The following is a 23,915-nucleotide window of genomic DNA, read 5'->3' on the forward strand; positions in this document are numbered from 1 at the left end:
TCGATCAGATGTCCTTTGCACCGAAAAACCCCCTCGGACGGAAAATCAGGATGATGATCAGGAGCGCGTAAGGGAGTGCTGTTTTCATCGACGGCGTGAACATCAAGGCCGCGATCGCCTCGGCAACCCCGATCGTCAGGCCGCCGAGCAGAGCGCCGCCGAAGCTGCCGAGACCGCCGACGATCACCGTGACGAAGGCCAGCAGCGTGAAGTCGACGGCGAGATAGGGCTGCGCATCGAACAGCGGAGAGATCAACGCACCGGCGACGCCGGCACAGGCGGTTCCGATGCCGAAGGTCACCGCATAGACCCGCGGGATGTTCAGCCCGACGACCAGTCCGCCCAGCCGATTATTCGCGGCGGCGCGCAGCGACCGGCCGAACGCGGAGTACTTCAGATAGGCTCCCAGGGCGGCGATCAGCAGTCCGGCCGTCGCGGCCGCCTGGATGCGGGCCCAGTCCAGCGTGAGCGGCCCGATGCTGACGGTCTGGAACGACAGCTGCGACGCCGTCGGCCGCGGATCCGGACCGAACGACATCAGCAATACGCCGCTAAACAGCAGCGAGAGGCCGATAAAGACGATGAATTGATAGTGATGCGGCCGATTGACGAACCGCTTCACGACCAGCGTCTCCAGCAGATAGCCGAACACGAACATCACGACCGCGGCGATCGCGGCGGCGACCACGATCGGAACGTCCCAGACGCGAACGGTCCAATAGCCGATGTAGATGCCGAACACGACCATCTCGCCGTGAGCGAAATTGACGACCCGCATGACGCCGAAGATGATGGTGAGGCCAAGCGCGACGAGGCCATAGACCAGCCCGATCAGCACCCCGCCGGCGAGAACATTGAGCCAGAGCGACAGCATCAGCGACCGACCGCTGACGGATGCGCGATGGAAAGTCTGAGTCGTCCTTGCATGCTAATCGGCTCCATCCTGGCTGTGTCGAAAACGCAAAGGCGTGGTACGTCGTCCCATGTCTCAGAGCGCTGTTAGCGCGGCGAAAGATCCGCCCACGTAGACGAGGGGCTCACAGCCGGTTCTCGTCGTCTGAGCCACCACCTCTCCGGTGAAGATGGTGTGACTACTCTCGCTGTAAGCATTCACGACGCGGCAATCGAAACTGCAGACCGCGCCGATCAGACTTGGCGCCCCGGTCTTGAGATCGCACCACAAACCGTCTGCGAAGCGGATATCGCCCTTGCTGCCGTCCTGCCCGGAGAACTTGAGCGCCAGATCGAGGTGCTCGACGCCCAGAATGTTCCAGCAAAACGCCCCGCTGCTGAGGATGGTGTCGTGCGCGCCGGCGGAGCGATTGACGCACACCAGCACGCTCGGCGGAGCCGCCGACAGCGAGCAGCCTGCCGTCAGCGTCAGACCGTGGCGATACGGCGCCTGGCCTGTCGTGACGATCGACACCGTGCCCGGCACGTGGCGCATCGCGGCCCGGAATTCTGCAGCATCGAACGGAATCGCCTCGGACGGCGGCGGTGTTGCGGACGACATGGGCACGACTCGTGAATTCATGGCGGAGATGCGTCCTGTGTGTCTGGCAGTCCGGGCCGCATGCGCCGCTGCCCTGGTGAACGTCTGAACTATTTGGCTACCTGGTAGAACTGGATGACGTTGCCGCCCGGATCGCGCAGTGTCACCGCGCGGCCGTGACTGGCCATGTCCCGAACCGCACCGACTTCTGCACCCATGGCTGCGGCTCGCTCGACCGCAGCCTCGAGATCATCGACATCGAACACGACGACGGCATCTTGCAGTTGGCTCGATACCGACTCCGTCGGGCCGGCGACGCAGAAGGCTGCGGCATCGCTGACGAACTGGATCCACTTGCCGGGATCGGCGAAGCGCACCTTCAAACCCAGGCCTTCGTAGAACGTGGCCAAGCGCTCCGGATCGTTCGCGGTCAGGTAGACTTGCTTCAGCTTCACGCTCGACAATCCAAACCGACCGCCGCCCAAGTGCGATCGTGGGATGGATAGTCTCTCGAGACTCTCAGCATTACTGCTTGAACAACGCGCGTCGCAGAAGCTTCATCAGCATTTTATGCTGCCACGACCCGTCGGAGCGCCTGATTGGGTCCAGCGAGGTCAACCTGCATATCGCATGTGCAAAAAATGTATCGAAAATAGGCAATTAACATCTTGATCGCAATGCACAATTCGAAGTTTGACGGTTTTTCGATACAAGTCGGCGTTTTGTCGAAATCCCACAAGCGCGATTGCGGTTAGCTTTTACCTCGCAAGTGCATCACCCCGCAAACACGGGTGGTACACGCCGCAAGAAGACTGCCGGATTTGGGAGACACGCGATGTCCACGACCTCTCTCGACAGAATTGATATCAAGATCCTGAACGAGCTTCAGCAGAATGCGAGTTTGACGAACGTCGAGCTGGCATCACGCGTCAATCTCTCGCCATCGCCGTGTCTGGCGCGCGTGAGAACGCTGGAAAAGCTCGGCGTGATCGACCGACGGATCGCGCTGCTCGATCCCGCCGTGCTCGGCATCGGCGTCACGGCCTTCATTCAGATCAAGCTGGAAAAGCAGGTGCAGACGTCGCTGGAGAGCTTCACCCGATCGATCGACCGCCTGGCCCAGGTGATGGAATGCTATCTGATGACGGGCGAGAGCGACTACATGCTCCGCGTCATGGCGGCCGACATCGAGGATCTCGAGGACCTCATCGTCAACAAGCTGTCTCGCATTCCCGGCGTCAGCAGCATTCGGTCAAATCTGGCTCTCAAACGCATCTCTCACAAGACAGTGCTGCCGATCGACAGCAATCGGCCGATCACCGTGAAGGCTTGCGCCAATCCCTCGCGTCCATTGGAGCGCTCCCCGAGACCGCGATACGACGGAGCCAGCGCTTCGCTGCCCGATGCGCCAATCGGGCTCGACACGCATTGTCACAGCTACAGCGTAGAAAGACTATGAGATGACCGATGCAATCCGTCCCAAGTTCGGGCCGGCAGTCAACACTCGCGACGACGACATTAGCAGAGCGCCCGAAGAGGATTCCGGCCTTCATGATCCGGACGCCTCTTTCGCAAGCGGGCATAAACTTCAGAAACATGAATTGAGATGACTGCATCCATCAAAGCCGCGCTGCGGGCGTTTTCAGAGGGCGAAATCCTCGTGGTCACCGACGATGACGATCGCGAGGGCGAAGGCGATCTCGTGGTCGCCGCCTCGCTGTGTACGGCCGAGAAGATGGCCTTCATCATCCGCCATACGTCCGGCATCGTCTGCGCCCCGATCACGCTGGAGGACGCAAGACGCCTGCGGCTTGACCCGATGGTTCTCAACAACGACTCCGCGCATACGACTGCATTCACCGTGTCGGTGGACTACCGGCCGGACAACGGAACGGGCATCTCGGCCGAAGAGCGGGCCTCGTGCTGCCGCGCCCTCGCCAACCCCAACGCCGGCGCCAGCGATTTCTGCCGGCCGGGGCACGTCTTTCCTCTGATCGCCAAGGAGGGAGGCGTCCTCATGCGCTCGGGCCATACCGAGGCCGCAGTCGACCTGTGCAAGCTGGCCAATCTCGAGCCGGTTGGCGTGATCAGCGAACTGATGAACGACGATGGCTCGGTGATGAAGGGATCGCAGGTCGCGGCGTTCGCGGACAAGCACAAGCTGAAACAGGTCACCATCGCCGACCTGATCCGATTCCGACAGGCCCGCGAAACTCTGATCGAACGCGTCGCGAGCGTCACGGCGGAGAGCCCGATCGGCCCGCTCCAAGGCTATTCGTATCGCTCGCCTTTCGATCCGATCCATCACGTCGCCTACATCTATGGAGAACTCGGTGACGGCACCAACGTGCTCACGCGATTCTACAAACCGAACATCCTGCGTGATTTGTTCTCGGGTCAGGAACAAGCAAGGATGAGTGTCATTCTGCAGCGCTTTAAGGACAACGGCAGCGGCGTGCTCGTCTACCTGCGCGACGGCGCGGCGGGCGTTCCGCCGGCGCCGCTTGGGCCGGCCACTTCCCGTGAGGACGATCGAAACCGGGAGTGGCGGGAGATCGGCGTCGGTGCCCAGATCCTACGGGATCTGAAGATCACCTCGATCCGTCACCTCACGTCCTCGACGCATCACTTCAAGGGACTTTCCGGCTTCGGCATCGAGATCGTCCGCAACGAGGCGCTCTGATCGTCGTCTGGCTTTGCAAGCACGCCATCGACTTGGGCTACGTCAAACCGTTGGCGATCCGACCGCATCATTGCAGTCAACGACAAAATCATCGATGTATCTGCTCAACTATCATCGGCCCGTTCTACGGCTTCGTCGGCCGAACGCGAAGGCCTATCCGGGCACGATCCGGAACTGGTGGGGCCAGGGCATTGAGCGGCGCCGCGAAGGCCCACTACCACTGTATTAAGGCATTCTCGGGAGACCGGCTTCACCGATGACCTTAAGGCGATCCGCGTGCGACGCTGGTATTGCATGGCGATGACAGTCAGATCATGCCGATCACGGCATGCTGACGACGCACGCCGAGGTGCTGAACGCCGATCGCTCGCCTTCATCAATGGCTGAGACTTGTGACGAATAGCTCGGCGCCGTCCTGCTCCGGCAGGCGGCGCCGTTGCGATTTCAGCCGTTGCTTGACGCGCTTACTTGGCGTCGTTTCTTTTGAAAACCTGCCTTGCCAAACGGCAGCAAGGCCGCCGTGTGGACGTTATCAGCTACACACATCAGTATAGTTACGGAGGCCGGCGTTCGCTGCAACACTGTCGGGCAAGGGAATATCGACAGAGGGTTACTGTTATGCCGTCTTCACAAGCCTGCGGCCGACCGGCGTCCGACGCGTCCGACATTATCGATCCAGCGAGTCGCGAGATCGCACGGCTGATCGCTGTGCTCGGCCACGATCTGAAGCAGCCGCTGCAGATCGCGATGTTGTTCATCGAGCGCGCCTTACAGGACGATCTCGCCACTCCAGCGGCGCATCGTCTCTCGGTCGCGATGAAGGCGCTGGGCCGGCTCGACCTCGAACTGAGCGAATTGGCCTGTTCGTCCCCCTACAACGCCAATGCTGCGTCACTTGATCAGGCTGTCGATCTGGAGCAGGTGCTCGACAAGGTCGATCGCGATTGGACCGAATACGCCCACGCGACGGGCGTCCAGCTCATCATCGACAAGCCGGTGACGGCGGTGCGCTCGAATAGCACCATGCTGCAATCCATTCTGCGCAACCTGATCGGCAACGCGGTGAAATTCTCGCGGCGCGGCGGCTGCGTCTCGGTGCGCTGCCATCTCGACGGGCCGAGCGTCACCATCGAGATCATCGACAACGGTCGGGGCATTTCCGACGCCGACCTCTGCAGGATCTTCGATGCTTTCCAACGCGGCGACAAGGTCGGCGAGACCGCCGGTCTCGGTCTCGGTCTTTACATCGTGCGCGAGACCGCGCACCTGCTGCGCCATCCGATCACGGTGAGATCCGTCGAAGGCGAAGGCTCGACATTCAGCGTCGTGCTCCCGCGCTATCTGGATTGACACCGACGCGGCGGTGGCCGCGCTGGCCGGTGACCGCCTTGCGCGGCCAGGCAATATCTGCCGCGGAGAGGACGACAGCGACGTTCCGGACTTTCGCGAAGGGATAGCCAGCGCCGCCGCCATCGCTACGCCAACCGAGTGCACACGGAGTCACGCCAACGCGTGCGCCGCCCCGGATAGAGGGTATCAGGCGCAATCGCGCTCGTTCTCGACGTGATTGGGTGTGATCAGCTCGGCGGGCTCGTCGTAGCCGAGGCGGCTGCTGGCGAACACCAGCGCCATCAGCCCGAAGCCGACCATCAGCGAAAAGCCGACACCGATCGCGAGGGCGAAATAGCCGGCGGCCGGAACTTCGGTCCCCGGCGCCGAAGCCCAGCCGATCCACGCGATGACCACCGCAGCCACCAGCAGCACGCCAAGACTCACGATCAGCACGTAGCCCCCGGCGCTCGTCGCGCGCAGGCTTACCACCAAGTTCCGGATCAGCCGGGTCCTCGTCGGAGCCATTGCCTTCGTCATCACCCTGCTCCTCAATCGCTTCTGCATGCGCGTTCACGGATCGGGACAATGCGGCTTGGCGCGGGCCCGCGGAAGTCGACGCGAGGTTGGTGGCACAAGACGAGAGCATGTCCCGCCCACACCAAAGGTCATGAAGACAACGCCACTCGGCCCGGGCAACTTCGGAGCGCACCGCGGTCAAGTCGCATTCCGACCGCCGGTCATCGGCCGCGCCGCCCCCATCGGCGCGGCCGCAGCTCCGCCTCGGCTTCCATTACTCTCATCACGACGACGGAGGGGGCATGCGGTCGGACAAGGAAGATAAGGCAAGGCGCAGCGACACAGCGCGGCAACGCAACGCGCATGCCGACGAATTGCTGGACGAGGCGCTGCGCGAGACGTTCCCCGCCAGCGATCCGATTGCCGTGGACGTCCCAGAAGCGCACGGCGTTCGACCGAAACCTGCGCGCCCGCGGCCCTCACCGAAAAGGAAGACATGATGTCGGCTGACCATAACCACTCAGCGTCGGATCTCTATGCGGATCCCCGCAGTCCGATGTTGCCGAAGGCGGACATGCGGCTCGACGTCTCCCGCGCCGCGCTGGTGGTGATCGATCCCCAGATCGATGCGCTGAGCCCGAAAGGCGGCGCCTGGGCTGTGGTGGGCGAAAGCGTCACCGAGCACAATGTCGTGCCCAATCTGGTCCGGCTGTTAGCGGCTGCCAAGCAGGCCGGCATCATGGTGGCGGTGTCGCCGCATCACTACTACGGCTGGGATCACCGCTGGAAGGTACACGGCCCGCTCGAAGTCTTTCAGGCCAATGCCGGAATCTTCAACCGCGCCGGTCCCTACACGCTGGACGGCTTTCGCGACTCCGGCGCCGACTTCATGCCGGAGTTCAAGCCCTATATCGAGGACGGCAAAACGGTGATCTGCTCGCCGCACAAGCTGTACGGACCGCAGGTCAACGATTTGACGCTGCAGCTTCGCAAGCAGCGCGTCGACCAGGTGATACTCGCCGGAATGCTGGCGAACATGTGCGTGGAATCGCATCTGCGCGATCTGCTCGAGAACGGCTTCGAGGTGGCGGTGGTGCGCGACGCGGTCGCGGCGCCGAAGCTTCCCGAGGGTGACGGCTACGCGGCGGCGATCATCAACTTCCGCTACATGGCCAACGGGCTGTGGACGACCGACCAGACCGTCTCGTTTCTCGGCGCGGGCTGAGCCTCTCCCCTCGGGCAAGCCGGGCCGACCGCGTCGGCGGCGCCCCTGCGCCGCCGACGTACTTCTGTTGAGAGAGATTACCGATGAACGACGTGCCCGCACAGCCACATCCTGCCGCACTGCCCGCCAAGCGCAGCGTGATCCTGCCGCGGCACGACCAGACCTTTCCGGTCCTGACGGCCGCGGAGATCGCGCGGGTGCGGCGCTTCGGCGAGCTGCGTCGCTACGAGGACGGCGACGTCCTGATCGAGACCGGTAAGCCGGGAGCGGGCATGTTCGTCGTGCTGGCGGGCCACGTCGCCATCTCCAAGCGCGACGGCTTCGGCAACGTCACGTCCGTGACCGATCAGGGCCCCGGCCAGTTCGTCGCCGAGGTCGGACAACTGTCCGGCCGCGCGGCGCTGATCGACGGTCATGCCGACGGCGACGTCGAAGCCATCGTGATCGGACCGGAGCGGCTGCGCGCATTGCTGATCGCGGAAGCCGATCTCGGCGAGCGCATCATGCGGGCCCTGATCCTGCGCCGCGTGAGCCTGATCCAGGGCGCCGCTGGCGGACCGGCGCTGATCGGCCGCGACAACGCCCGCGACGTCATCCGACTGCGCGGATTTCTCACCCGCAACGGTCATCCGCATCACCTGCTCGATCCCGCAACCGACAAGGATGCGGCAGATCTGGTGGCGCGCTACGCACCGTCCGAAGCCGACCTGCCGCTGGTCGTCGTTCCTGACGGCACTGTGCTGAAGAACCCGTCACTCACCGAACTGGCCCGCGCGCTGGGCATGATGGTCAGCAATGCACGCGGTAAGCTCTACGACGTTGCCATCGTCGGCAGCGGACCTGCAGGACTTGCCACCGCGGTCTACGCCGCCTCCGAAGGGCTCGCCGTCGCCGTCTGCGACTCCCGCGCGTTCGGCGGCCAAGCCGGAGCCAGCGCCCGCATTGAAAATTATCTCGGCTTTCCCACCGGCATTTCCGGCATGGCGCTCACCGCGCGCGCCTACAATCAGGCGCTGAAATTCGGCGCCGACATTCTGATTCCTGTCACCGTCACCTCGCACGACTGTGCGCGGACCGACGGGGCGTTCACGCTCGGCCTCGACGATGGCGACCAGATTCGCGCCAAGTCGGTCGTGGTCGCCAGCGGCGCGCGCTATCGCCGCCCGCAGATCGACCGGCTGTCCGACTTCGATGGACGCGGCGTCTGGTACTGGGCCTCGCCGATCGAAGCGCGACTGTGCAAGGATCAGGACATTGTGCTGGTCGGCGGCGGCAATTCCGCCGGCCAGGCGGCCGTGTTCCTGTCCGGCTTCGCGCGCAGCATCAAGATGGTGATCCGGGGCGGCGGTTTGGCGGCCAGCATGTCGAGCTATCTGATCGAGCGGATCGAGGCAATGCCGAACATCGAGCTGATATTCAACCACGAGGTGATCGGGCTCGACGGCAGCGCCGAACACGGGCTGCAGTCGATCCGCACCCGCGACCGGCTGCGCGGTCGCGACACCGTGGAGTCGATCCGTCACCTGTTCCTGTTCGTCGGTGCCGATCCGGCCACGAGCTGGCTGCAGGGCTGCGGCGTCGCGCTCGACCGCGCCGGCTTCGTGATCACCGGCGCCGCGGAGTCCGGCCGGCTGGTGCAGACGCTCGAGACCTCGGTGCCCGGCGTGTTCGCGGTCGGCGACGTCCGCTCAGGCTCGGTGAAGCGCGTCGGCGGTGCGATCGGAGAAGGCGCGCAGGTCGTCGCCGCGCTGCACGGCTTTCTCGGCGAAGCCGCCGCCGGCGCCCTCGCCTGAGCGCGCGACAAAACCGGGCTGGCGCACCAGCCCGGCTTCTCTACCGCGGAACCGGTTGGTTATCAGTAGCGGCGTGCGCCGCCGGCGCCAGCGATGTAGTAAGCGAGCTTGCCCGCGCTAGTCTGAACGGACTTGATGGGTCGCGACATCAGCGTTTCCTTTATGGGAGTATCTCGACTGGCGAGATGCTTCAGGCGAGCTTGATGTCGGACAGGTCGATCGAGACCACCAGCGGCTCGGGCACCGGGTGGCCGTCGGGCCCACGAGGATAGATTTTGCGCGCGGTCGGGATCTTGACGCCCTGCACCTCGGTGTAGCCGGAAATGTAGTGGGCGCCCGGCGTGTTGCCGGCGATCTCGACGTCGTAGTCGTGCCGCTTCAGCAAGCCGTCGGCGCCGGCATACAGAGTCTGCACCGTGCTGTGGGTGGCGATGCTGCCGGGGAACGTCACTTTCAGCCGCTGCCAGGTCTCGCCGTTCTCCTGCCAGTCGGACAGCGCTTCGGTCTTGACACCGTCGCGCGCCAGCAGGAATGGCAAATTGAGATAGGTCCACATCGCGATGCCGGCGAAGTAAGCGAGCTGCGGCTCCGACCACGGCGTCTCCAGCGTGTGGCCGGCGAACGAGGCGCGTGGATCAGCAAGCTGCTCCAGCACGCGCCCGCCACGATTCTCGAGACGCACCTCGCCGGGGCTGAAGCGCGAGACCTTGCCGTCCGGACCGAACGGCGCATGCGAAGCCCATTCATCCTTCAGGCCGACCGTGACGGATGTTTCGTTGAGTTTGCCCGGATGGCCCTTGAGACCCCACAGCGCCCCGCCCTGCTCCAGCTTCGCGGTCAGGCTTTGATAGTTGCGCCACTCGGCGAGGTCGCCGTGAGCGTTGATGATCTTTGTAGCAAGCGGATCCATGGTGTGTCCTATCGATGGGCCGGCAGCGGCGGCGTGCCGGGGCGATGGCGTGCGGATATCACGCCGTCGCAGGTGACGGCGTCGCGGTGGGCAACGCGACGAACCGCACGGTCATCGGCGCGCCCTGAGGCAAGTTGCATCTTCCGCCGGCCGGTGGGTGACGACGTAAAGCGGCGGCGCCTCCGAAGATTTGGCAGCTTTCTCTGCGCCTGTGCATCATACGGAGTTGTGGGTCGCATCGACTTCGGCATGGCTCCGCCAAGCGACGCATCGCCCCGACAGGCTCGACGTCCAGCACCGGCACGTCCGTTCGCAACCGGCCGGCCAAGCAATATTTTCTTTGGTGTAGGTGCACGCGACCATCGCACGCCACCGAAACGCCTTGGTCGGGCTCGGCCGACGCCGCGATTTGGTCGACCCTGCCGCATGATCAGCGAACGGAGATGGCGAATGATCGGTCGACGCAAAATCCTGCGATGGGGCTTGATCGTAATGATGGGCTCGGCGGTGCTGATCGGTGGCGCTCGGGCGACGGAGACGAAAATGGAAGTCAAGACGATACACAGCGCCTTCCCGTTCTCGGACACTGTGGAGAAGCTGCGCACGACGCTCGAAGCCAAGGGCTTCACCATTTTCGCTGCGATCGATCAGCGCCAGGCAGCGCAGTCGGTCGGACTCGATATGCCGCCGACCACTCTGTTGATCTACGGCAATCCCAAGGGCGGCACACCACTGATGCTGGCGGCACCGGATTTTGCGTTGGAACTGCCGCTCAAGCTGCTGGTGCGCGAAGACGCCGGGAGCAAGGTCCTGGTAGTCTACACGCCTGCCGCAGCGCTCGAAGGTCGCCATGGTCTGCCGGCAGGCCTCGCCGCCAAGCTCGGCGGTGCAGAGCCGGCCATCGCCGCCGCCGTCGGCGCGCCCTCCAACTAAGCCTCCTCGGACACGGATCACACCATGAAGCCTGTCTCGCAAGACGGGCCGCGGTCGCTCACGCGCCGCGGCCTGCTGAGCGGCGCCGTCGGCCTTGCCGGCGCCGCCGCGACCGCCGCAAAGGCCGACAGCCTGCTCGACGTGCCGCCGCGCGGCCCGGGCGCGCCGCTGTCAGCGCGCAGCGAACGCTCCAAATACGTTCAGATCGCCCGCATCCCGGAATCGACGCCGGGCAAACGTCCGGTCGACCCCAGCGAAGCGATCAACTCCAAGGCGCCGATCGACAAACTGGTCGGCCAGATCACGCCGGCGGATCTGCACTACGAGCGCAGCCATTCCGGCGTGCCCGACATCGATCCGGCACAGCATCGCCTGCTGGTGCACGGCCAGGTGAAAAAGCCACTGGTCTTCACCATGGCCGATCTGCGGGCGATGCCGTCGGTGTCGCGGATCGCGTTTCTGGAATGCACCGGCAACGGCTGGGAGAACTGGAAGGAAGCGCCGCCCGATCTCACCGTGCAGAACACCCACGGGCTGATCAGCACCAACGAATGGACCGGCGTGCCGCTGTCCTATCTGATCGATCTCGTCGGCGTCGATCGACGCTCGACCTGGATGCTGGCCGAAGGCGGCGACGGCTCGGCAGTGGCGCGCAGCATTCCGCTCACCGACGAGATCATCGCCGAGGGTATTCTCGCCTATGGCCAGAACGGCGAGCCGCTCCGCCCCGCCCACGGCTTTCCGCTGCGGCTGTTTCTTCCCGGCTTCGAAGGCAACCTCAACATCAAATGGCTGCGGCGGCTGAAGTTCGGCGACCGCCCGTTCATGACGCGCTGGGAGACCGCGCGCTACACCCAACTGCAGGCCGACGGCAAGGCCCGGCAGTTTCAGCTGCATCAGGACGTCAACTCGGTGATCACCCGCCCGTCCGGGATGATGCAGATCAAGCCCGGCTATCACCGCATCTGCGGGCTGGCGTGGAGCGGCCATGGCCGCATCACGCGGGTTGAACTCAGCACCGACGGCGCCAGGACGTGGCGCGACGCGACGATTGTCGGCGTCGCGCTGCCGAAGGCGCAGACGCGATTTGAGGCCGACTGGGTGTGGGACGGCAAACCGACCAGGATCGTCAGCCGCTCCACCGATGAGAAACACAACGTCCAGCCGGACCGCGCCTCGCTCATCGCCAGGACCGGCACCAACGCGCTGTTTCACTACAATGCCCAGCAGACCTGGGCGATCGACGAAACCGGGAAGGTGCGCAATGTCCTGGCCTAACAGCGTTGCGCTCGGCATCGCGGCCGTGCTCGCCTGCAGCACCATCGCCGGCGCCGGTGAGTTCGGCCGTCCGGCAACGCCGGAGGAGATCGCGGCCTGGAACATCGACGTGTCGCCCGACGGCAGCGGCCTGCCCCCCGGCAAAGGCGACGTCGCGCACGGCCGGCAAGTGTTCGAGGACAACTGCTCGGCCTGTCACGGCGCCAACGGTGAAGGCGGCTTTGCCGATCGCCTGGTCGGCGGCCGCGGCACGCTCGCCTCGGATCGTCCGATCAAGACCGTCGGCAGCTTCTGGCCCTACGCCACCACGCTGTTCGACTACATCCGTCGCGCCATGCCTTACCCCGCGCCGCAGACGCTGAGCGACGACGATACCTACGCGGTCGTCGCCTACATCCTGCATCTGAACGGCATCGTGCCGGCAGACGCCATGCTCGATCGCAGCAGTCTGCCGCAGGTGAAGATCCCGAACCGCGACGGCTTCGTCCCCGACAGGGAATTCCGCGTCATCACCAACTCACGACAGCATCAAGGGAGAAAGCCATGACGTTCCATCGCGGTCATTTCAACCGGCGCGCGGCGCTCGGTCTGTTCGGACAGGCCGCCCTGCTCGCCGGCGCCACCGGCTCCGCGTCCGCCGCGACCTCGTCCGCGCACGATCAGCCCGGCAGCGCTGGTCTCGAAATGCTGAAGAAGCAACTGGCGGCGGCGCCGCGGCGGCGTGACTTCAACACCGTCCCGTTCATGGTCACCCGGAAGGACCAATGGGATCACGAAGCCGCCGAGCTGGTGCTGGCCTATCGCAGCCGCGCGCTGCAGGTGTGGGAAGCCACCGAGATCAGCGCGCCGTGGCTGAACCTGATGCGCGAGGCACTCAACGGCCAGGTGTTCGCGCACGGCAACCCGGGCTTCCTCGCGGTCGCGGCGGTGCATGGCAGCGCGCATCTGGCGCTGTACGACCAGTCCGCCTGGGACAAGCACGGCCTCGCGGCGCTGAGCGGCGGCGCGGCAAGCCGGAACGTTTACGTCGCCGCCAAGGCCGGCACCTCGCCGTCCGACGATCTGCAGAACATCACCGGCTATTACGGCCCGGACAACAGCAAGATCGCGACGCTGCAGCAGCGCGGCATGGTGTTCGTCGCCTGCCACGATTCGATCCACGCGATCGCCCGCAACCTCTGCCATCTCGGCCGCGGCGAAGCCTGCAGCGCCGACGAAGTCGCCGCAGATTTGACCAACCATCTGATCCCCGGCGCAGTGCTGGTCCCGAGCGTGGTCGCGTTTCTGATCGAGCTACAGCGGGTCGGCTTCACCTACGCCAAGGCCGGCTGAGCCGCTTCCGGCGCGCAGCCGGGTTGTCAACTCAGCTCCGCCGATCGGGATGAAGCGCGATCGGCGGGACGAAGCCCTTCCGCTTCACGGACCGGCCGCTTCGGCCAGCAGCCAGTCGCGGAACGCCATCACCGGCGCGTTGCTGTCGAGCGACGGCGGATAAACCAGGAAGTGCGACATCGGCAGCCGATAGCTGTGCTCCGACAGGCGGACCAGCCGGCCGCCGAGCAGATCCCCCCGCGCCACCGACTGCCGCGCCAACGCCAGCCCCTGGCCATGGATGGCGGCTTCCATCAGCAGATTCGCATCCAGAAAGGAGTTACCGACGATCCTGCGGTCGATCTGCACACCGCACGACCTGAACCACGCCGACCACGGCACGTTCGGATCGATCAGCATCCGCTCGTTGACGAAAGCGCGCGGGTCTCTGGTGAAGCGGCCGTCGTTGTAGTGCGGGCTGCACACCGGAAACACCTCCTCATCCATCAGCCGGATCGCGTTTAGCCCCTTCCATGCTCCGCTGCCGAGGCGGACCGCGATATCGACGCGATCGGATTTGAAGTTCGCAAGCAGCCGGTCGGAGCGGACGTTGATGTGGATCTGCGGATAGCGCTCGTTGAATTTCGGCAGCCGCGGCAGCAACCACCGCGCCGCCATCACCGGCAGCATACTGACCGTAACCTCGACATCAGGCCCGGAGGACGACAGCGCCGTGACGGCCGCCGTCAGCTCCGCTAACGATCGCGTGACCCGGCCGTGCATTCGCCGGCCGCTCGGCGTCAGCTCCATCCGGTGACCGGCGCGTTGAAACAGCGTGACGCCGACCTGCTCCTCGAGCTGTCGGATGCGCTGGCTTACGGCGCCGTGGGTAATGTTCAACTCGTCCGCGGCCCGGGAATAGCTGCCATGCCGCCCAGCGACCTCGAACACCCGCATCGCTTCAAGTGACGGCAAACGGCCCATTTCCATAATTGTTAATTTTTCTAACAGAGCCCGTCAATTCATATGGTTGGGCGAGCGTTCGTGCCCGTGGTCAGGTCCAGGCCTGCGCATCGGGAGTACGTGGTCGTGAACGGTCCTGCACATCCGTCCAAAGCGAGGCGCGAGGCGCCCGAGCCGGGCCCGCGGCGCCACACCCGTGTCGACCTGCTGCTAACGCACCCGGTCGGCTGGACGATCCTGCGCCTCGCGATTCCGAATTCGACCGTAATGCTGGTGCAGGTGCTGATCGGCCTGCTCGAAGTCTACTTTGTCGCCAGGCTCGGCCTCGATGCGCTGGCAGGAGTCACTCTGGTGTTTCCGCTGCTCGCCCTCACCGTGGCGATCTCGCAGGGCGCGACCGGCGGCGGCATCGTCACCTCGGTCGCCCGCGCGCTCGGACGCGGCGACGCCGCCGAAGCGAACGCCTACCCGTGGTATGCGCTCGTGCTGGCTGTGCCGCTCGGGTTGGCGACGACGACCTTTATGTACGTGTTCGGCCCGCCGATCTATCGCGCGATGGGCGGTCACGGCGCGGCGCTGGCGATCTCGCTGCAATACTCCGGCGTGGTGTTCGGCGGCGCGACGCTGATCTGGACCTTCAACCTGCTGCTGGCTGCAGTGCGCGGCACCGGCAATCTGCGCGTCCCGGTCGTCGTGGTCTGCTCGGGCGCGGCCGTCCTGGTGCCACTGTCGCCGCTGCTGATCTTCGGTGGCTTCGGCGTCCCGGCGCTCGGCCCGATCGGCGGCGGCGTCGCGCTGCTGGTGTACTACGGCGGCGGCAGCCTTGCCTATGCGGTCTATCTGTGGGGTCATCGGGGCGTGCTGCGACCGTCCCGGACGCCGCCACGGCTGGCGCTCGCGCCGGCGCTCACTGTTCTGAAGATCGGCGGCGTCTCGGCGATCATCGCGGCAAGTACCAACGTGACGCTGACACTGGTGACGGCCTATGTGGGCGCCCACGGCATCGCCGCGCTGGCCGGCTACGGCTCGGCGTCGCGGCTTGAGTTCCTGCTGGTGCCGATCTCCTACGGCATCGGCGGTCCGGTCGGAATGGTGGTCAGCGCGAGCCTTGGGGCCGGGCTGATCGAACGCGCGCGGCAGGCCGCCTGGACCGGCTCCGCCATCGGCGCGGCGGTCACCGCGGCGATCGGCCTCGTCGGCGCGCTGTTCGCGCCACAATGGATCGCCTTGTTCAACGACGACCCCGTCGCGATAAGCGCCGGCGTGCAGTATCTGCACGACGTCGGTCCGTTCTTCGGCTTCTTCGGCCTCGGCTTCGTGCTGTATTGCGTCGGCCAGGCGACCCGCCGGCTGAGCGCCTCACTGGTCGGCGCCTTGACCCGTGCTCTGATTGCAGCCGCCGGCGGCTATCTACTGTTGCGGTGGCACGCCAGCCTGATGTTGAACTTCTTCGCCGTGTCGGCCGGTATGATGGCGTTTGGCCTGATCCCGCTGTGGAGTCTGATCCGGCGCGTCGGCTTCGAACGGCCCGGGGAGGCCTCGCCGACTGTCGCGCTGCTGAAAAGCTCGTCGCAATGACGCCCTCACCCACGTGCAGTGGACAAGTCACGAGCGCCCCCGATGCCCTCGACACCAAGGACGTGCCGATTGCGATGAGCCCGACCGAGCAGATAGTCCGGATCACCGAACGGCAACGACTGATCCGGTCCGGGGCCTGTCGCTGGTCAGCCGGCTGTGGGGACCGCGGACGCGGTGCAGGGAAAATGCATGCAGCTGCGGTTCTTTGCTCGCCGGCCCGCACGGCCCCGATCGCCGAGCCGCGGCATAGGGTGCGCTTCAAAGGCGAACTTGGAACAAGCGGACAAAGGGATGCAACAATACTGACCATCTTTAATATGCTGGTCATCATCGCTATGTCTCGACCACTGCTTCGCCCGGCGGTTCGGCCGGCGCTGCAGGTCACGCATGGTGCATCGGCAGATCGAAATCACATCCATCGGGAGCTGCACCGCCGGATGGCAATGCGACCAACATGACCTTATCGCCCGATCTCCGCTTCAATCCGCCGGATGTGTTCAATCTCACGCGGGAAAGCGTCGTCGTCCGCGACCCTTCCGGTCGCATCCTGGCGTGGAATCGCGCGGCCGAGCGACTTTACGGATGGTCGTCCGAAGAAGCCGTCGGGCGCGTCGCGGACGACATGCTGTGGAGCACCCCGCCCCTGACCCGTCCTGCACCGGGGAGCAACGACGTCTGGACCGAACAGATTGTTCGCGTCGGTCGGGATCGGGTGACGCTGCTGATCGACGCCCAGTTCACCGCTCGCCGCAACGCCGACGGCGCGCTACTGGACATCGTGGAGACGAGCCGTTCGGTTTCCAGCGAACGAGCGGCGCTGTCACGCGAGGGCGAACATCGCTATCGGACGCTGTTTCACGCGATGCCGACCTCCTATTTGGAGCTCGACATTACCGCGATCAGGCCGTTCATTGCGCAGCACCGTGATCGCAGCATCGCTGAGATCAGAGCCCATTTGCTGGCCTCACCGGAGATCGTTCAACAGATTATGCGCGCCACGAAAGTGGTCGATGCCAACGACCACGCGGTCGAAGTTTTCGGCGGCGGCGACCGCGAAGGCATGTTCGACTCTGTCGAGCCGTTCTGGCCGCCGGAGAGCCGCGAAGTCTATGTCGACAGCATGATCGCCAGACTGCAGCAGGTGCCACGCTTCACCCGCGAAGTCACGATGACGACGCTGTCGGGCTGCCGCATTCACTGCATTTTCACCGCGTGCCTCGACGCGAAGATCGTCGGCGACGGTCGCGTGATCATCGGCATCGTCGATGTGACGGCGTTGACGGTCGCGAACCGCACGCTCGAAGAAGGCCGCGAGCGCTACCGCGCCCTCTTTCACCTGATGCCGATTCCGCTGTGCCGAATAAACACCGACGTGGTTGCGGCGATCCTGAAGACATTCAGCCGCGCGCAGCGACAGGATCCGGAAGCGGTGCTGAGTGCACGGCCCGAGCTGATGCACCACATCGCCAATTCCTCGTTCGTCGAAGAGGCCAATGTCAGGGCCGCGAAGATTCTCGGCCTCGAAGCCCCTGACGATCTCCGGGGTCTACCAGCCGGATCGTTGCTGTCGTCTCGCCCCGACACGTTGCGACGGTTGGCACTCGCCTCGATCCGGGGAGTGCCGTTCGAAGAGGAAACCCAGATCGTCTCGCCGACCGGAGAAGAACTCGACGTGCTGCTATCGATGAGTTTCATCGAGCACGCCGGCAGCCGGTTTTCTCTCGCCGGACTGATCGACATCCGGGACCGGCTCAAGGCCGAAGGCGACCTCGCGACGCTGCGCGCGGACTTCGCGCACGCGGCGCGAATTTCGATGCTCGGCGAGCTCGCCGCCTCGATCGCCCACGAGGTTAACCAGCCACTTGCGGCAATTGGCGCCAGCGGCGAAGCCGGCCTGCGCTGGCTCGATCGCAGCCCGCCGAATCTCGATCAGGTCCGCACCCAGCTGACGCGGCTGGTCGGACAGGCCGAGCGCGCCTCGCGCATCATCGAGCGCATCCGCACCACCGCGAAGAGCTCGATCCCCGAGCGGCAGACGCTCGATCTGTCAAAAGTCGCCCAGAATGCGGTGAGTTTCCTCGACCACGAGGCACGGGCACTTCGGGTGTCGCTGGATTTGCGCCTCTCGGTCGACCCCTGCCTGGTGGTCGCGGACAGAACGGAGCTCGAACAGGTGATCGCCAATCTGGTGATCAACGCGATGCAGGCGATCGTCAGCAGCGAGGTAAGGAACGGCCGCGTGGTCGTCGGCGTCGGCGCGACCGAACATTGCGCGGAATGCTACGTGATCGACAACGGTCCCGGGCTGGAGCCACACGTTCAGAAAAGACTGTTCGAAAGCTTCTTCACCACCAAGCGTGAAGGCATGGGACTTGGGCTCTCGGTGTGCCGATCTATCGTGCAGTCGCTGGGTGGCACCATGGCTGGTGAGAACCGTAGCGACGGCGTCGGCGCCCGGCTGTCGTTCCGGCTCCCGCGCGCGAAAGCGCCACCGAGCACGGCCTGCTAACGCGCCGCTACAGGCGCAGCACGGCAATCTTGTTGACGATGTCGGCCGCTGAGGTTGCCTTCAGCTTACGGCGCGCGCTGGAGCGATGCATCTTCACCGTGATTTCAGAAACGCCGAGCTCATGGGCGATCTGCTTGTTGAGCAGGCCGCGGCCGACGCCGCGCAACACGTCCCTCTCGCGTGCCGTCAGGCGTTCGGCCAAGCGGCGAAGTTCGATCAGGTCTTCGTCCTTGGAGCGTCGGTCCTTGTCCTCTCGCAGCGCCTTGATCACCGCGTCGAGCAATTCCTGTTGCCGGAATGGCTTGGGCAGGAAATCGACCGCGCCGGCCTTCATCGCGCGTACGGAAGTCGGGACGTCGCCGTGCCCGGTGATGAAGATGATTGGAACATGCACGCCCATCTCACTCAGGCGAGATTGCAGTTCAAGCCCGCTGGTGCCCGGCAGTCGGAGATCGAGCACCAGGCAGGCAGGCCTGTCCGGCAGACCGGCGTCGAGCAATTCCTGGGTCGATCCGAACAGCATGGCTTCGATGCCGACTGACGCCAACAGGTCGCCGAGGCTGTCCCGAACCGCAGGGTCGTCGTCGACGACCAGAACGACGGGAGTTTTGACAGGCGCGGCCAACGTCTTGCTATTCGGCACCTTGGACACCGACGGTTGAGCCGCGAACATGGCTTGCCTCCCGGGTTTCGGGGGCGCCGACGAGTTCGGTTGAAATCGCGCTGTACCGAGCACCCCGACCCAACGCTACCAAAGTCGGGGGGCTCGCTCAACGGGCCGGTATTTTGCCGAGCCTATACCTAGGTAGTCGTTCAGGTTCGGCCAACCTCGTTGCATGCCCGGCAGCGCTCGTTCAGTGTGGCCGGATGGTCAGGCACGGCCGATAGCGCGGATCTCGGGACAATTTCGGCATCTGTGAGAGCGTCCGGCACTGCCGCGACCGTAAGGAGGCGCGCGTTTTGCCTGGACCATTGTTATCTATCATCGACGACGACGACGATGTCCGCCAGTCCTTGCAGGATCTGGTCGAGAGCGTGGGGTACACCGCCAGGCTGTTCGAGAGCGGCGAGGCCTTCCTGGCTTCAGATGCTTTGCTCGAGAGCCAATGCATTATCAGCGACATCCAGATGGCGGGGATGACAGGCGTCGCGCTGGCCGAACAACTGGCGCGTCGTGGAAACCGAACGCCCGTAATTCTGATCTCCGCTTTCGCAACCGAGGAAATGCTGCGCGGGCTGCGCAACGCCAACGTGATCGCGGTCCTACCCAAACCGCTGCAGCCGAACGCCCTGATCGATCAGATCAAGTCGGCCCTCGCCGGCCGATCCTGACACGATCGAGTGCCTCCCCGGGTCGTAAGTCTCTCGCCAGCACGGCACAGCCAATCGGCGCCGTTTGGACACGGCCGCTGCTGCAATGTTCTGCTGGCTCACAGCGCAGCCTCGTCGCCGGCCTTCCCCCTACCGACTGATGGGATCTTGCAGCCCTCGGCATGATGGCGCGCGGCCGGTTCGCTGCTGATAGTCTGATCATTCGTTCCGCAGCACGACGCTATCAACCGGAAAACAGCAACAGGAAAACAGCCGGATGACTTCGATGTCCCGTCGCCCTCGTACATCTTCACACCCGCGCATCGTCGTCGCAGGTGCGACCGGTCGCGTCGGAGCCGCGCTAACAACACGGATGGCCGCAGATCCGGTCGACCTCGTGGCGCTGACTCGCGATGTGCGCACCGACCGAATTCCGGACGGCGTGGCCATCGCCACCGTTGATTTCTCGGATGTCTCCTCGTTGTCGTCTGCGCTGCGCGGCGCGGATCGGTTGTTTCTGGCACACGGCACCTCCGACAGACAGTTGGCAAATGAGATCGCGCTGATCGACGCGGCGGTGGCCGCCGGGGTCTCGCACATCGTGAAGCTGTCGGTGATGGGGCCGCCGACCCGGCTGCACCCGTTCGACTGGCACATGAAGATCGAAGCGGACCTCGCCACGCGTGACATCGGCTACACCGTTCTCCGCCCCTCCACCTTCGTGAACATCCTGGCACGCGCGGCGAAGGCCGTCGCCGAAGATAGTTGGGGCGGCGCTGCCGGTGACGGCCGTGTCAACCTGATCGATACGCGTGACATCGCCGAAGTCGCGCGGCACGCGTTGCTCGACGATCGCCACATCGAGTCGCAGCGGGCCTACCACCTCACCGGGCCGCGAGCCGTCAGCATGCCGCAGATCGCCGAACAGCTCTCACGTTTGCTCGGGCGTAAGGTGGTCTATCAGCACCGCACCGCCTCCGCACATCGCGACGTTCTGATCGCTTCCGGCATCAACGAGCTGGCCGCCGATCTCCTGCTCGGGCTGGACCAGCTGTTCAATCAATCGGTGCTTGCCGAAACGACCACCACAGTGGCCGAAGTCACGGGGCGTGAGCCGCGATCGACCGAAGATTGGCTGGGTGACAACATCGCGGCCTTCCAGACATCCTGACGGAATTTCGCTCCAGACCGAGAGCACGACGGTGACGGAAACGCTGCCTCTTCCGGGACTGAACGGGAGCTCTTCATCACGCGGCACGCAAGGCGTGCCGCCCGGCGAGGCGCATCCCGACTGATCGCCACAGCGTAACCTCGCTGTTGGGACGGGCGCGACGCCGTGCTCATCGATACGCTACGAAGCACCGCGTAGAACGCCGAGCTCGCCGACTGGATCACGAGCGAGTGCCGTCAACTGTGGCGCCGCGCAGGCGGCCAGGCGCCGAAGCTGAAAGCGCTTACCGCGACAGCTCCGCTACGTCAGCCAGGCTCCTGAGCAAGCGGAAGATCGAAGGAGAACACCGCGCCTCCGGCCGGCTGGTTCGTCACCGAGAATTGTCCTCCCATCGACTCTACGGCCGAGCGGCAGATCTGCAGGCCCATCCCGATCCCGTTGGCCTTGGTCGTGAAGAACGGCTCGAACAGCCTGTCGACGTGCTGCTCGGGAATGCCCGGTCCGGTATCGGCCACCCGAACCCGTATCAGCTCGTCGTCGGCGTCGATCTCGATCGTGACGCGGCGTAGTCCCGGCTGCTCCCGCATTGCATCGGCGGCATTGTTCACCAGATTGACGAAGACCTGCTGCAGTTCGATCGGATCGCCGCTGACCTGTAGCGGCGCGTCGCTGCAGACGATCTCAAGTTCGACATTCGCCCGCCTCAGATCGTGCGCCAGCAAGTCGCGCGTTTCGAACAGCAGTCGACATAGATCGATGGCTCTTACCGCGCGCCGTCCGGCGACGATGTTGTCGCGGGTCCGCTGGACGATCCCGGCGACGCGCTGCGCCGTCCGCTCGACGCGCTGCAGAATGCGATGGAGCATCGCGATGTCCGTCTGTTCGCGGGAAAGCAGCCGCAGCCCGGTCTGGGCATCCATCAGCATCGAGGCGATCGGCTGATTGAGTTCGTGGGCGATCGATGCCGAGAAGGCGCCGACGGTTGCGACGCGGTTGGCGCGTGCAAGTTCCGCCTGCGCGGCCCGCCGCATTCCCTCGATGCGCTCCTGGTCCGAAAGATCGACGTGGCTGGACAGATGCAGCCCGTCCGGCAGCCGGATCACCGTGAAGTACACCGGCACCCGGCGGCCGCCCTTGCCGATCAAAACGGTCCGGCCGTCGATATGATCCACGCCGTCGTAGTACATCACGAGCTGCCGCAGCAAGATCTCGCGTCCATCGTCCGCGATCTGCGCAGGCGGAAGCGCCACCAGATCGGCGACGCTGTCGTACCCCAGCAGCCGTGCCAGCGCTTCGTTGACCCGGGTGGTTTGGATTGCGTTCAGGGTGCGAGACAGTTCATCGGGATGCGCAGCCATATAAGACCGCAGATCGGCCACGCCGCTCGCCTTGAGATGGTCGAGGATTGTCTCGGCGGCGTTGAAGTCCATCTCCGCGAAGGTCATGTTGCTGATGTCGAACAGGCCGGCGTAGCGACGCTCGGTGCGCATCAGTTCGGCGGTGCGCTCGGCGACGCGTTGCTCGAGCGTTTCGTTGAGCTCGCGAACCTTCTGGTGAGCCGTCACCTCCTCGTGAATGTCCGAGATGCCGCCGTAGTAGCGAACGTCTTCCGAGCCTTCCGTCACCCGGACCGGACGGCCGACGAGCGAAATCCAACGATAACTGCCGTCGGCGTGGCGTAGTCGAAAATTCGCCCTCAGTTCCCTGCGTGCGGAGAAAGCTTCGCGCTGCAGGCGCAGGAAGTCGTCGCGATCATCCGGATGATAGTCGTCGATATAGTCCTGCCGGCGAATCGTCTCGCGAAAATCCCGGCCGGTGATTTCCGTATATCGACGATTGTAGAAGTCGATATTCGCCTCGGCGTCGGCGCGCCACAGAATTTGCGGAACCGAATCGGTGAAGTACGCCAACTCTGCCCTGCTGATTTCCAGCTCGTTGCGCACGCGCTGCAGTTCCTCCTTGGCGAGGACCTCGTTGTGAACGTCGGAAAGTCCCCCGTAGCGGTCGACCTGACCGGTCAGGGGCGACAGGACCGGATTGTCGTAGATCTGCATCCAACGATACGAGCCGTTTGCCTGGCGAATGCGTACCTTCAGATCGGTCTGGGTGCGATTGGCCACAGCGGCCGAAACCGTCTCGTTGAGGATCGGGATGTCGTCGGGGTGCACGACATCGTTGTATCGCTGCCCTTCAAGGACGGACCATCGGTCGAGGCCGGTGACCGCCGTCCAGCTTTCGTTCAGATATACGATCTCACCGCGAGGGTTGGAGTGCCACAACACGTAGGGCACGGAATTCGCAAACAGCTCCACCTCGGACCGGCTGCGTTCGAGATCCCGCTTGGTCGCCTCGAGCCGCTTGCGGCTGACCAGCAGTGCTGCAGTGACGCCGATCGCCACACAGGCGAACAGGCATCGTAATAGGCTCGCAGGCGACAGATCATCGATATGAACAAACGCCAACGCGACGACCGTCAAGGCCACGCAGACCTGGGCGCCACGCACAACCAGAGTCGTGCTGCCCGCGGCGGAAACCAGCACCAGGACGAGCAGATAAAGGATCGAGATTGAGAGATCGAACTTCGGTTGGCTGTCGATCCAAAACACGAAGGCCGCGAGCAATGCCGCCAGGACCAAAGGCACTGATTTGTGGAAACGCTCAGCCATGCCCTCAAGCTCTTTCCGGGTTGAACCGCATGGGCGCTTTCGTGGTGACGCTTCAATAAAATGACTGATGCACCGCAGCTTCGCTTTCTAAAGCTAGCTTCAGAAGTTGGTCGCTGTTGCGAGGCGGGCAGCACGATGCACGACGAGACAATGTGATGATCGCGCGGGCCTCCGTGCAACGTAGCACTGCCTTACTTTGCACGCGCTGGTAACGACCTCATACCGAGGTATGGGTTGCCGGCAA

General features: G+C 64.5%; 22 protein-coding genes. 14 read left to right on the plus strand and 8 right to left on the minus strand.

Annotation, left to right across the window (positions count from 1 at the left end):
- Positions 1-4: 4 nt before the first annotated feature.
- The 3 genes from D4Q52_RS19270 to D4Q52_RS19280 form a co-directional block, all read right to left on the minus strand.
- Positions 5-874, minus strand: a complete 870-nt coding sequence (locus D4Q52_RS19270) for a branched-chain amino acid ABC transporter permease (protein WP_119858198.1) — start codon at positions 872-874, stop codon at positions 5-7.
- 114 nt (positions 875-988) lie between these two features.
- A complete protein-coding gene (locus D4Q52_RS19275; protein ID WP_119858199.1) occupies positions 989-1,513 on the minus strand; it encodes a flavin reductase family protein in 525 nt (174 codons plus the stop codon).
- 89 nt (positions 1,514-1,602) lie between these two features.
- Positions 1,603-1,947 (minus strand): VOC family protein, encoded by a 345-nt coding sequence (locus D4Q52_RS19280; RefSeq protein ID WP_234831253.1) that lies wholly within the window; start codon positions 1,945-1,947, stop codon positions 1,603-1,605.
- A 380-nt stretch (positions 1,948-2,327) separates the two neighbouring features.
- Here D4Q52_RS19280 and D4Q52_RS19285 point away from each other — a divergent pair, with 380 nt between their 5' ends.
- The 3 genes from D4Q52_RS19285 to D4Q52_RS19300 all read left to right on the plus strand — a co-directional run bounded on the left by D4Q52_RS19285 (position 2,328) and on the right by D4Q52_RS19300 (position 5,525).
- Positions 2,328-2,951 carry an Lrp/AsnC family transcriptional regulator gene (locus tag D4Q52_RS19285; protein WP_119858201.1) on the plus strand — a complete coding sequence of 208 codons (624 nt, stop codon included), beginning with the start codon at positions 2,328-2,330 and terminating at the stop codon, positions 2,949-2,951.
- 147 nt (positions 2,952-3,098) lie between these two features.
- Positions 3,099-4,175, plus strand: a complete 1,077-nt coding sequence (ribB, locus tag D4Q52_RS19290; protein WP_119858202.1) for a 3,4-dihydroxy-2-butanone-4-phosphate synthase — start codon at positions 3,099-3,101, stop codon at positions 4,173-4,175.
- Between the two features lie 618 nt (positions 4,176-4,793).
- Complete coding sequence (locus D4Q52_RS19300; RefSeq protein ID WP_119858203.1) at positions 4,794-5,525, plus strand: sensor histidine kinase; 732 nt, start codon at positions 4,794-4,796, stop codon at positions 5,523-5,525.
- Positions 5,526-5,711: 186 nt separating this feature from the next.
- On the opposite strand, the gene D4Q52_RS19305 is transcribed toward D4Q52_RS19300, so the two are convergent.
- Positions 5,712-6,071 carry a hypothetical protein gene (locus D4Q52_RS19305; protein ID WP_234831254.1) on the minus strand — a complete coding sequence of 120 codons (360 nt, stop codon included), beginning with the start codon at positions 6,069-6,071 and terminating at the stop codon, positions 5,712-5,714.
- Positions 6,072-6,325: 254 nt separating this feature from the next.
- Here D4Q52_RS19305 and D4Q52_RS19310 point away from each other — a divergent pair, with 254 nt between their 5' ends.
- The 3 genes from D4Q52_RS19310 to D4Q52_RS19320 all read left to right on the plus strand — a co-directional run bounded on the left by D4Q52_RS19310 (position 6,326) and on the right by D4Q52_RS19320 (position 9,041).
- The gene (locus D4Q52_RS19310) at positions 6,326-6,523 is read left to right on the plus strand and encodes a hypothetical protein (RefSeq protein WP_119858204.1); all 198 of its coding nucleotides are present in this window, start codon (positions 6,326-6,328) and stop codon (positions 6,521-6,523) included.
- Positions 6,523-7,248 carry an isochorismatase family cysteine hydrolase gene (locus tag D4Q52_RS19315; protein ID WP_119858248.1) on the plus strand — a complete coding sequence of 242 codons (726 nt, stop codon included), beginning with the start codon at positions 6,523-6,525 and terminating at the stop codon, positions 7,246-7,248. The genes D4Q52_RS19310 and D4Q52_RS19315 overlap by 1 nt, the downstream gene beginning before the upstream one ends.
- Positions 7,249-7,331: 83 nt before the next feature.
- Positions 7,332-9,041, plus strand: a complete 1,710-nt coding sequence (locus D4Q52_RS19320; protein ID WP_119858205.1) for an FAD-dependent oxidoreductase — start codon at positions 7,332-7,334, stop codon at positions 9,039-9,041.
- A gap of 190 nt (positions 9,042-9,231) precedes the next feature.
- Here D4Q52_RS19320 and D4Q52_RS19325 read toward each other — a convergent pair whose 3' ends face one another.
- Entirely contained in the window at positions 9,232-9,951 is a 720-nt protein-coding gene (locus D4Q52_RS19325) for a hypothetical protein (RefSeq protein ID WP_119858206.1), read from the minus strand.
- Positions 9,952-10,401: 450 nt separating this feature from the next.
- On the opposite strand from D4Q52_RS19325, the gene D4Q52_RS19330 reads away from it, so the two are divergent.
- Genes D4Q52_RS19330 through D4Q52_RS19345 form a run of 4 tightly spaced genes read left to right on the plus strand, consistent with a single transcriptional unit; the run spans position 10,402 to position 13,494 of the window.
- Entirely contained in the window at positions 10,402-10,884 is a 483-nt protein-coding gene (locus D4Q52_RS19330; protein WP_234831255.1) for a DUF302 domain-containing protein, read from the plus strand.
- A gap of 24 nt (positions 10,885-10,908) precedes the next feature.
- Positions 10,909-12,162: a sulfite dehydrogenase gene (soxC, locus tag D4Q52_RS19335; RefSeq protein ID WP_119858208.1), complete on the plus strand. Its 1,254-nt coding sequence runs from the start codon at positions 10,909-10,911 to the stop codon at positions 12,160-12,162.
- Positions 12,149-12,709 carry a c-type cytochrome gene (locus D4Q52_RS19340; protein WP_119858209.1) on the plus strand — a complete coding sequence of 187 codons (561 nt, stop codon included), beginning with the start codon at positions 12,149-12,151 and terminating at the stop codon, positions 12,707-12,709. Before soxC ends, D4Q52_RS19340 begins: the two co-directional genes overlap by 14 nt.
- On the plus strand, positions 12,706-13,494 hold the full coding sequence (locus D4Q52_RS19345) for a transcriptional initiation protein Tat (protein ID WP_119858210.1): 789 nt from the start codon (positions 12,706-12,708) through the stop codon (positions 13,492-13,494). Before D4Q52_RS19340 ends, D4Q52_RS19345 begins: the two co-directional genes overlap by 4 nt.
- 84 nt (positions 13,495-13,578) lie before the next feature.
- On the opposite strand, the gene D4Q52_RS19350 is transcribed toward D4Q52_RS19345, so the two are convergent.
- Positions 13,579-14,448 (minus strand): LysR substrate-binding domain-containing protein, encoded by an 870-nt coding sequence (locus D4Q52_RS19350; RefSeq protein ID WP_182915365.1) that lies wholly within the window; start codon positions 14,446-14,448, stop codon positions 13,579-13,581.
- Positions 14,449-14,562: 114 nt separating this feature from the next.
- Between D4Q52_RS19350 and D4Q52_RS19355 the strand changes: the two genes are divergently transcribed.
- Together D4Q52_RS19355 and D4Q52_RS19360 are read left to right on the plus strand one after the other, a co-directional pair.
- A complete protein-coding gene (locus tag D4Q52_RS19355) occupies positions 14,563-16,014 on the plus strand; it encodes an MATE family efflux transporter (RefSeq protein WP_182915366.1) in 1,452 nt (483 codons plus the stop codon).
- A gap of 454 nt (positions 16,015-16,468) precedes the next feature.
- On the plus strand, positions 16,469-18,523 hold the full coding sequence (locus tag D4Q52_RS19360; protein ID WP_119858213.1) for a PAS domain-containing sensor histidine kinase: 2,055 nt from the start codon (positions 16,469-16,471) through the stop codon (positions 18,521-18,523).
- A 7-nt stretch (positions 18,524-18,530) separates the two neighbouring features.
- Here D4Q52_RS19360 and D4Q52_RS19365 read toward each other — a convergent pair whose 3' ends face one another.
- Entirely contained in the window at positions 18,531-19,175 is a 645-nt protein-coding gene (locus tag D4Q52_RS19365) for a response regulator transcription factor (RefSeq protein WP_234831256.1), read from the minus strand.
- Positions 19,176-19,483: 308 nt separating this feature from the next.
- Between D4Q52_RS19365 and D4Q52_RS19370 the strand changes: the two genes are divergently transcribed.
- Together D4Q52_RS19370 and D4Q52_RS19375 are read left to right on the plus strand one after the other, a co-directional pair.
- Positions 19,484-19,855 carry a response regulator transcription factor gene (locus D4Q52_RS19370; RefSeq protein WP_182915367.1) on the plus strand — a complete coding sequence of 124 codons (372 nt, stop codon included), beginning with the start codon at positions 19,484-19,486 and terminating at the stop codon, positions 19,853-19,855.
- Positions 19,856-20,120: 265 nt separating this feature from the next.
- Positions 20,121-21,005, plus strand: coding sequence for an NmrA family NAD(P)-binding protein (locus D4Q52_RS19375; protein WP_119858249.1), 885 nt, complete (start codon positions 20,121-20,123; stop codon positions 21,003-21,005).
- Positions 21,006-21,310: 305 nt separating this feature from the next.
- On the opposite strand, the gene D4Q52_RS19380 is transcribed toward D4Q52_RS19375, so the two are convergent.
- The gene (locus tag D4Q52_RS19380) at positions 21,311-23,671 is read right to left on the minus strand and encodes a PAS domain-containing sensor histidine kinase (protein ID WP_119858216.1); all 2,361 of its coding nucleotides are present in this window, start codon (positions 23,669-23,671) and stop codon (positions 21,311-21,313) included.
- Between the last annotated feature and the right edge of the window lie 244 nt (positions 23,672-23,915).

Source organism: Rhodopseudomonas palustris (assembly GCF_003591005.1).
Lineage (GTDB): Bacteria > Pseudomonadota > Alphaproteobacteria > Rhizobiales > Xanthobacteraceae > Rhodopseudomonas > Rhodopseudomonas palustris_K.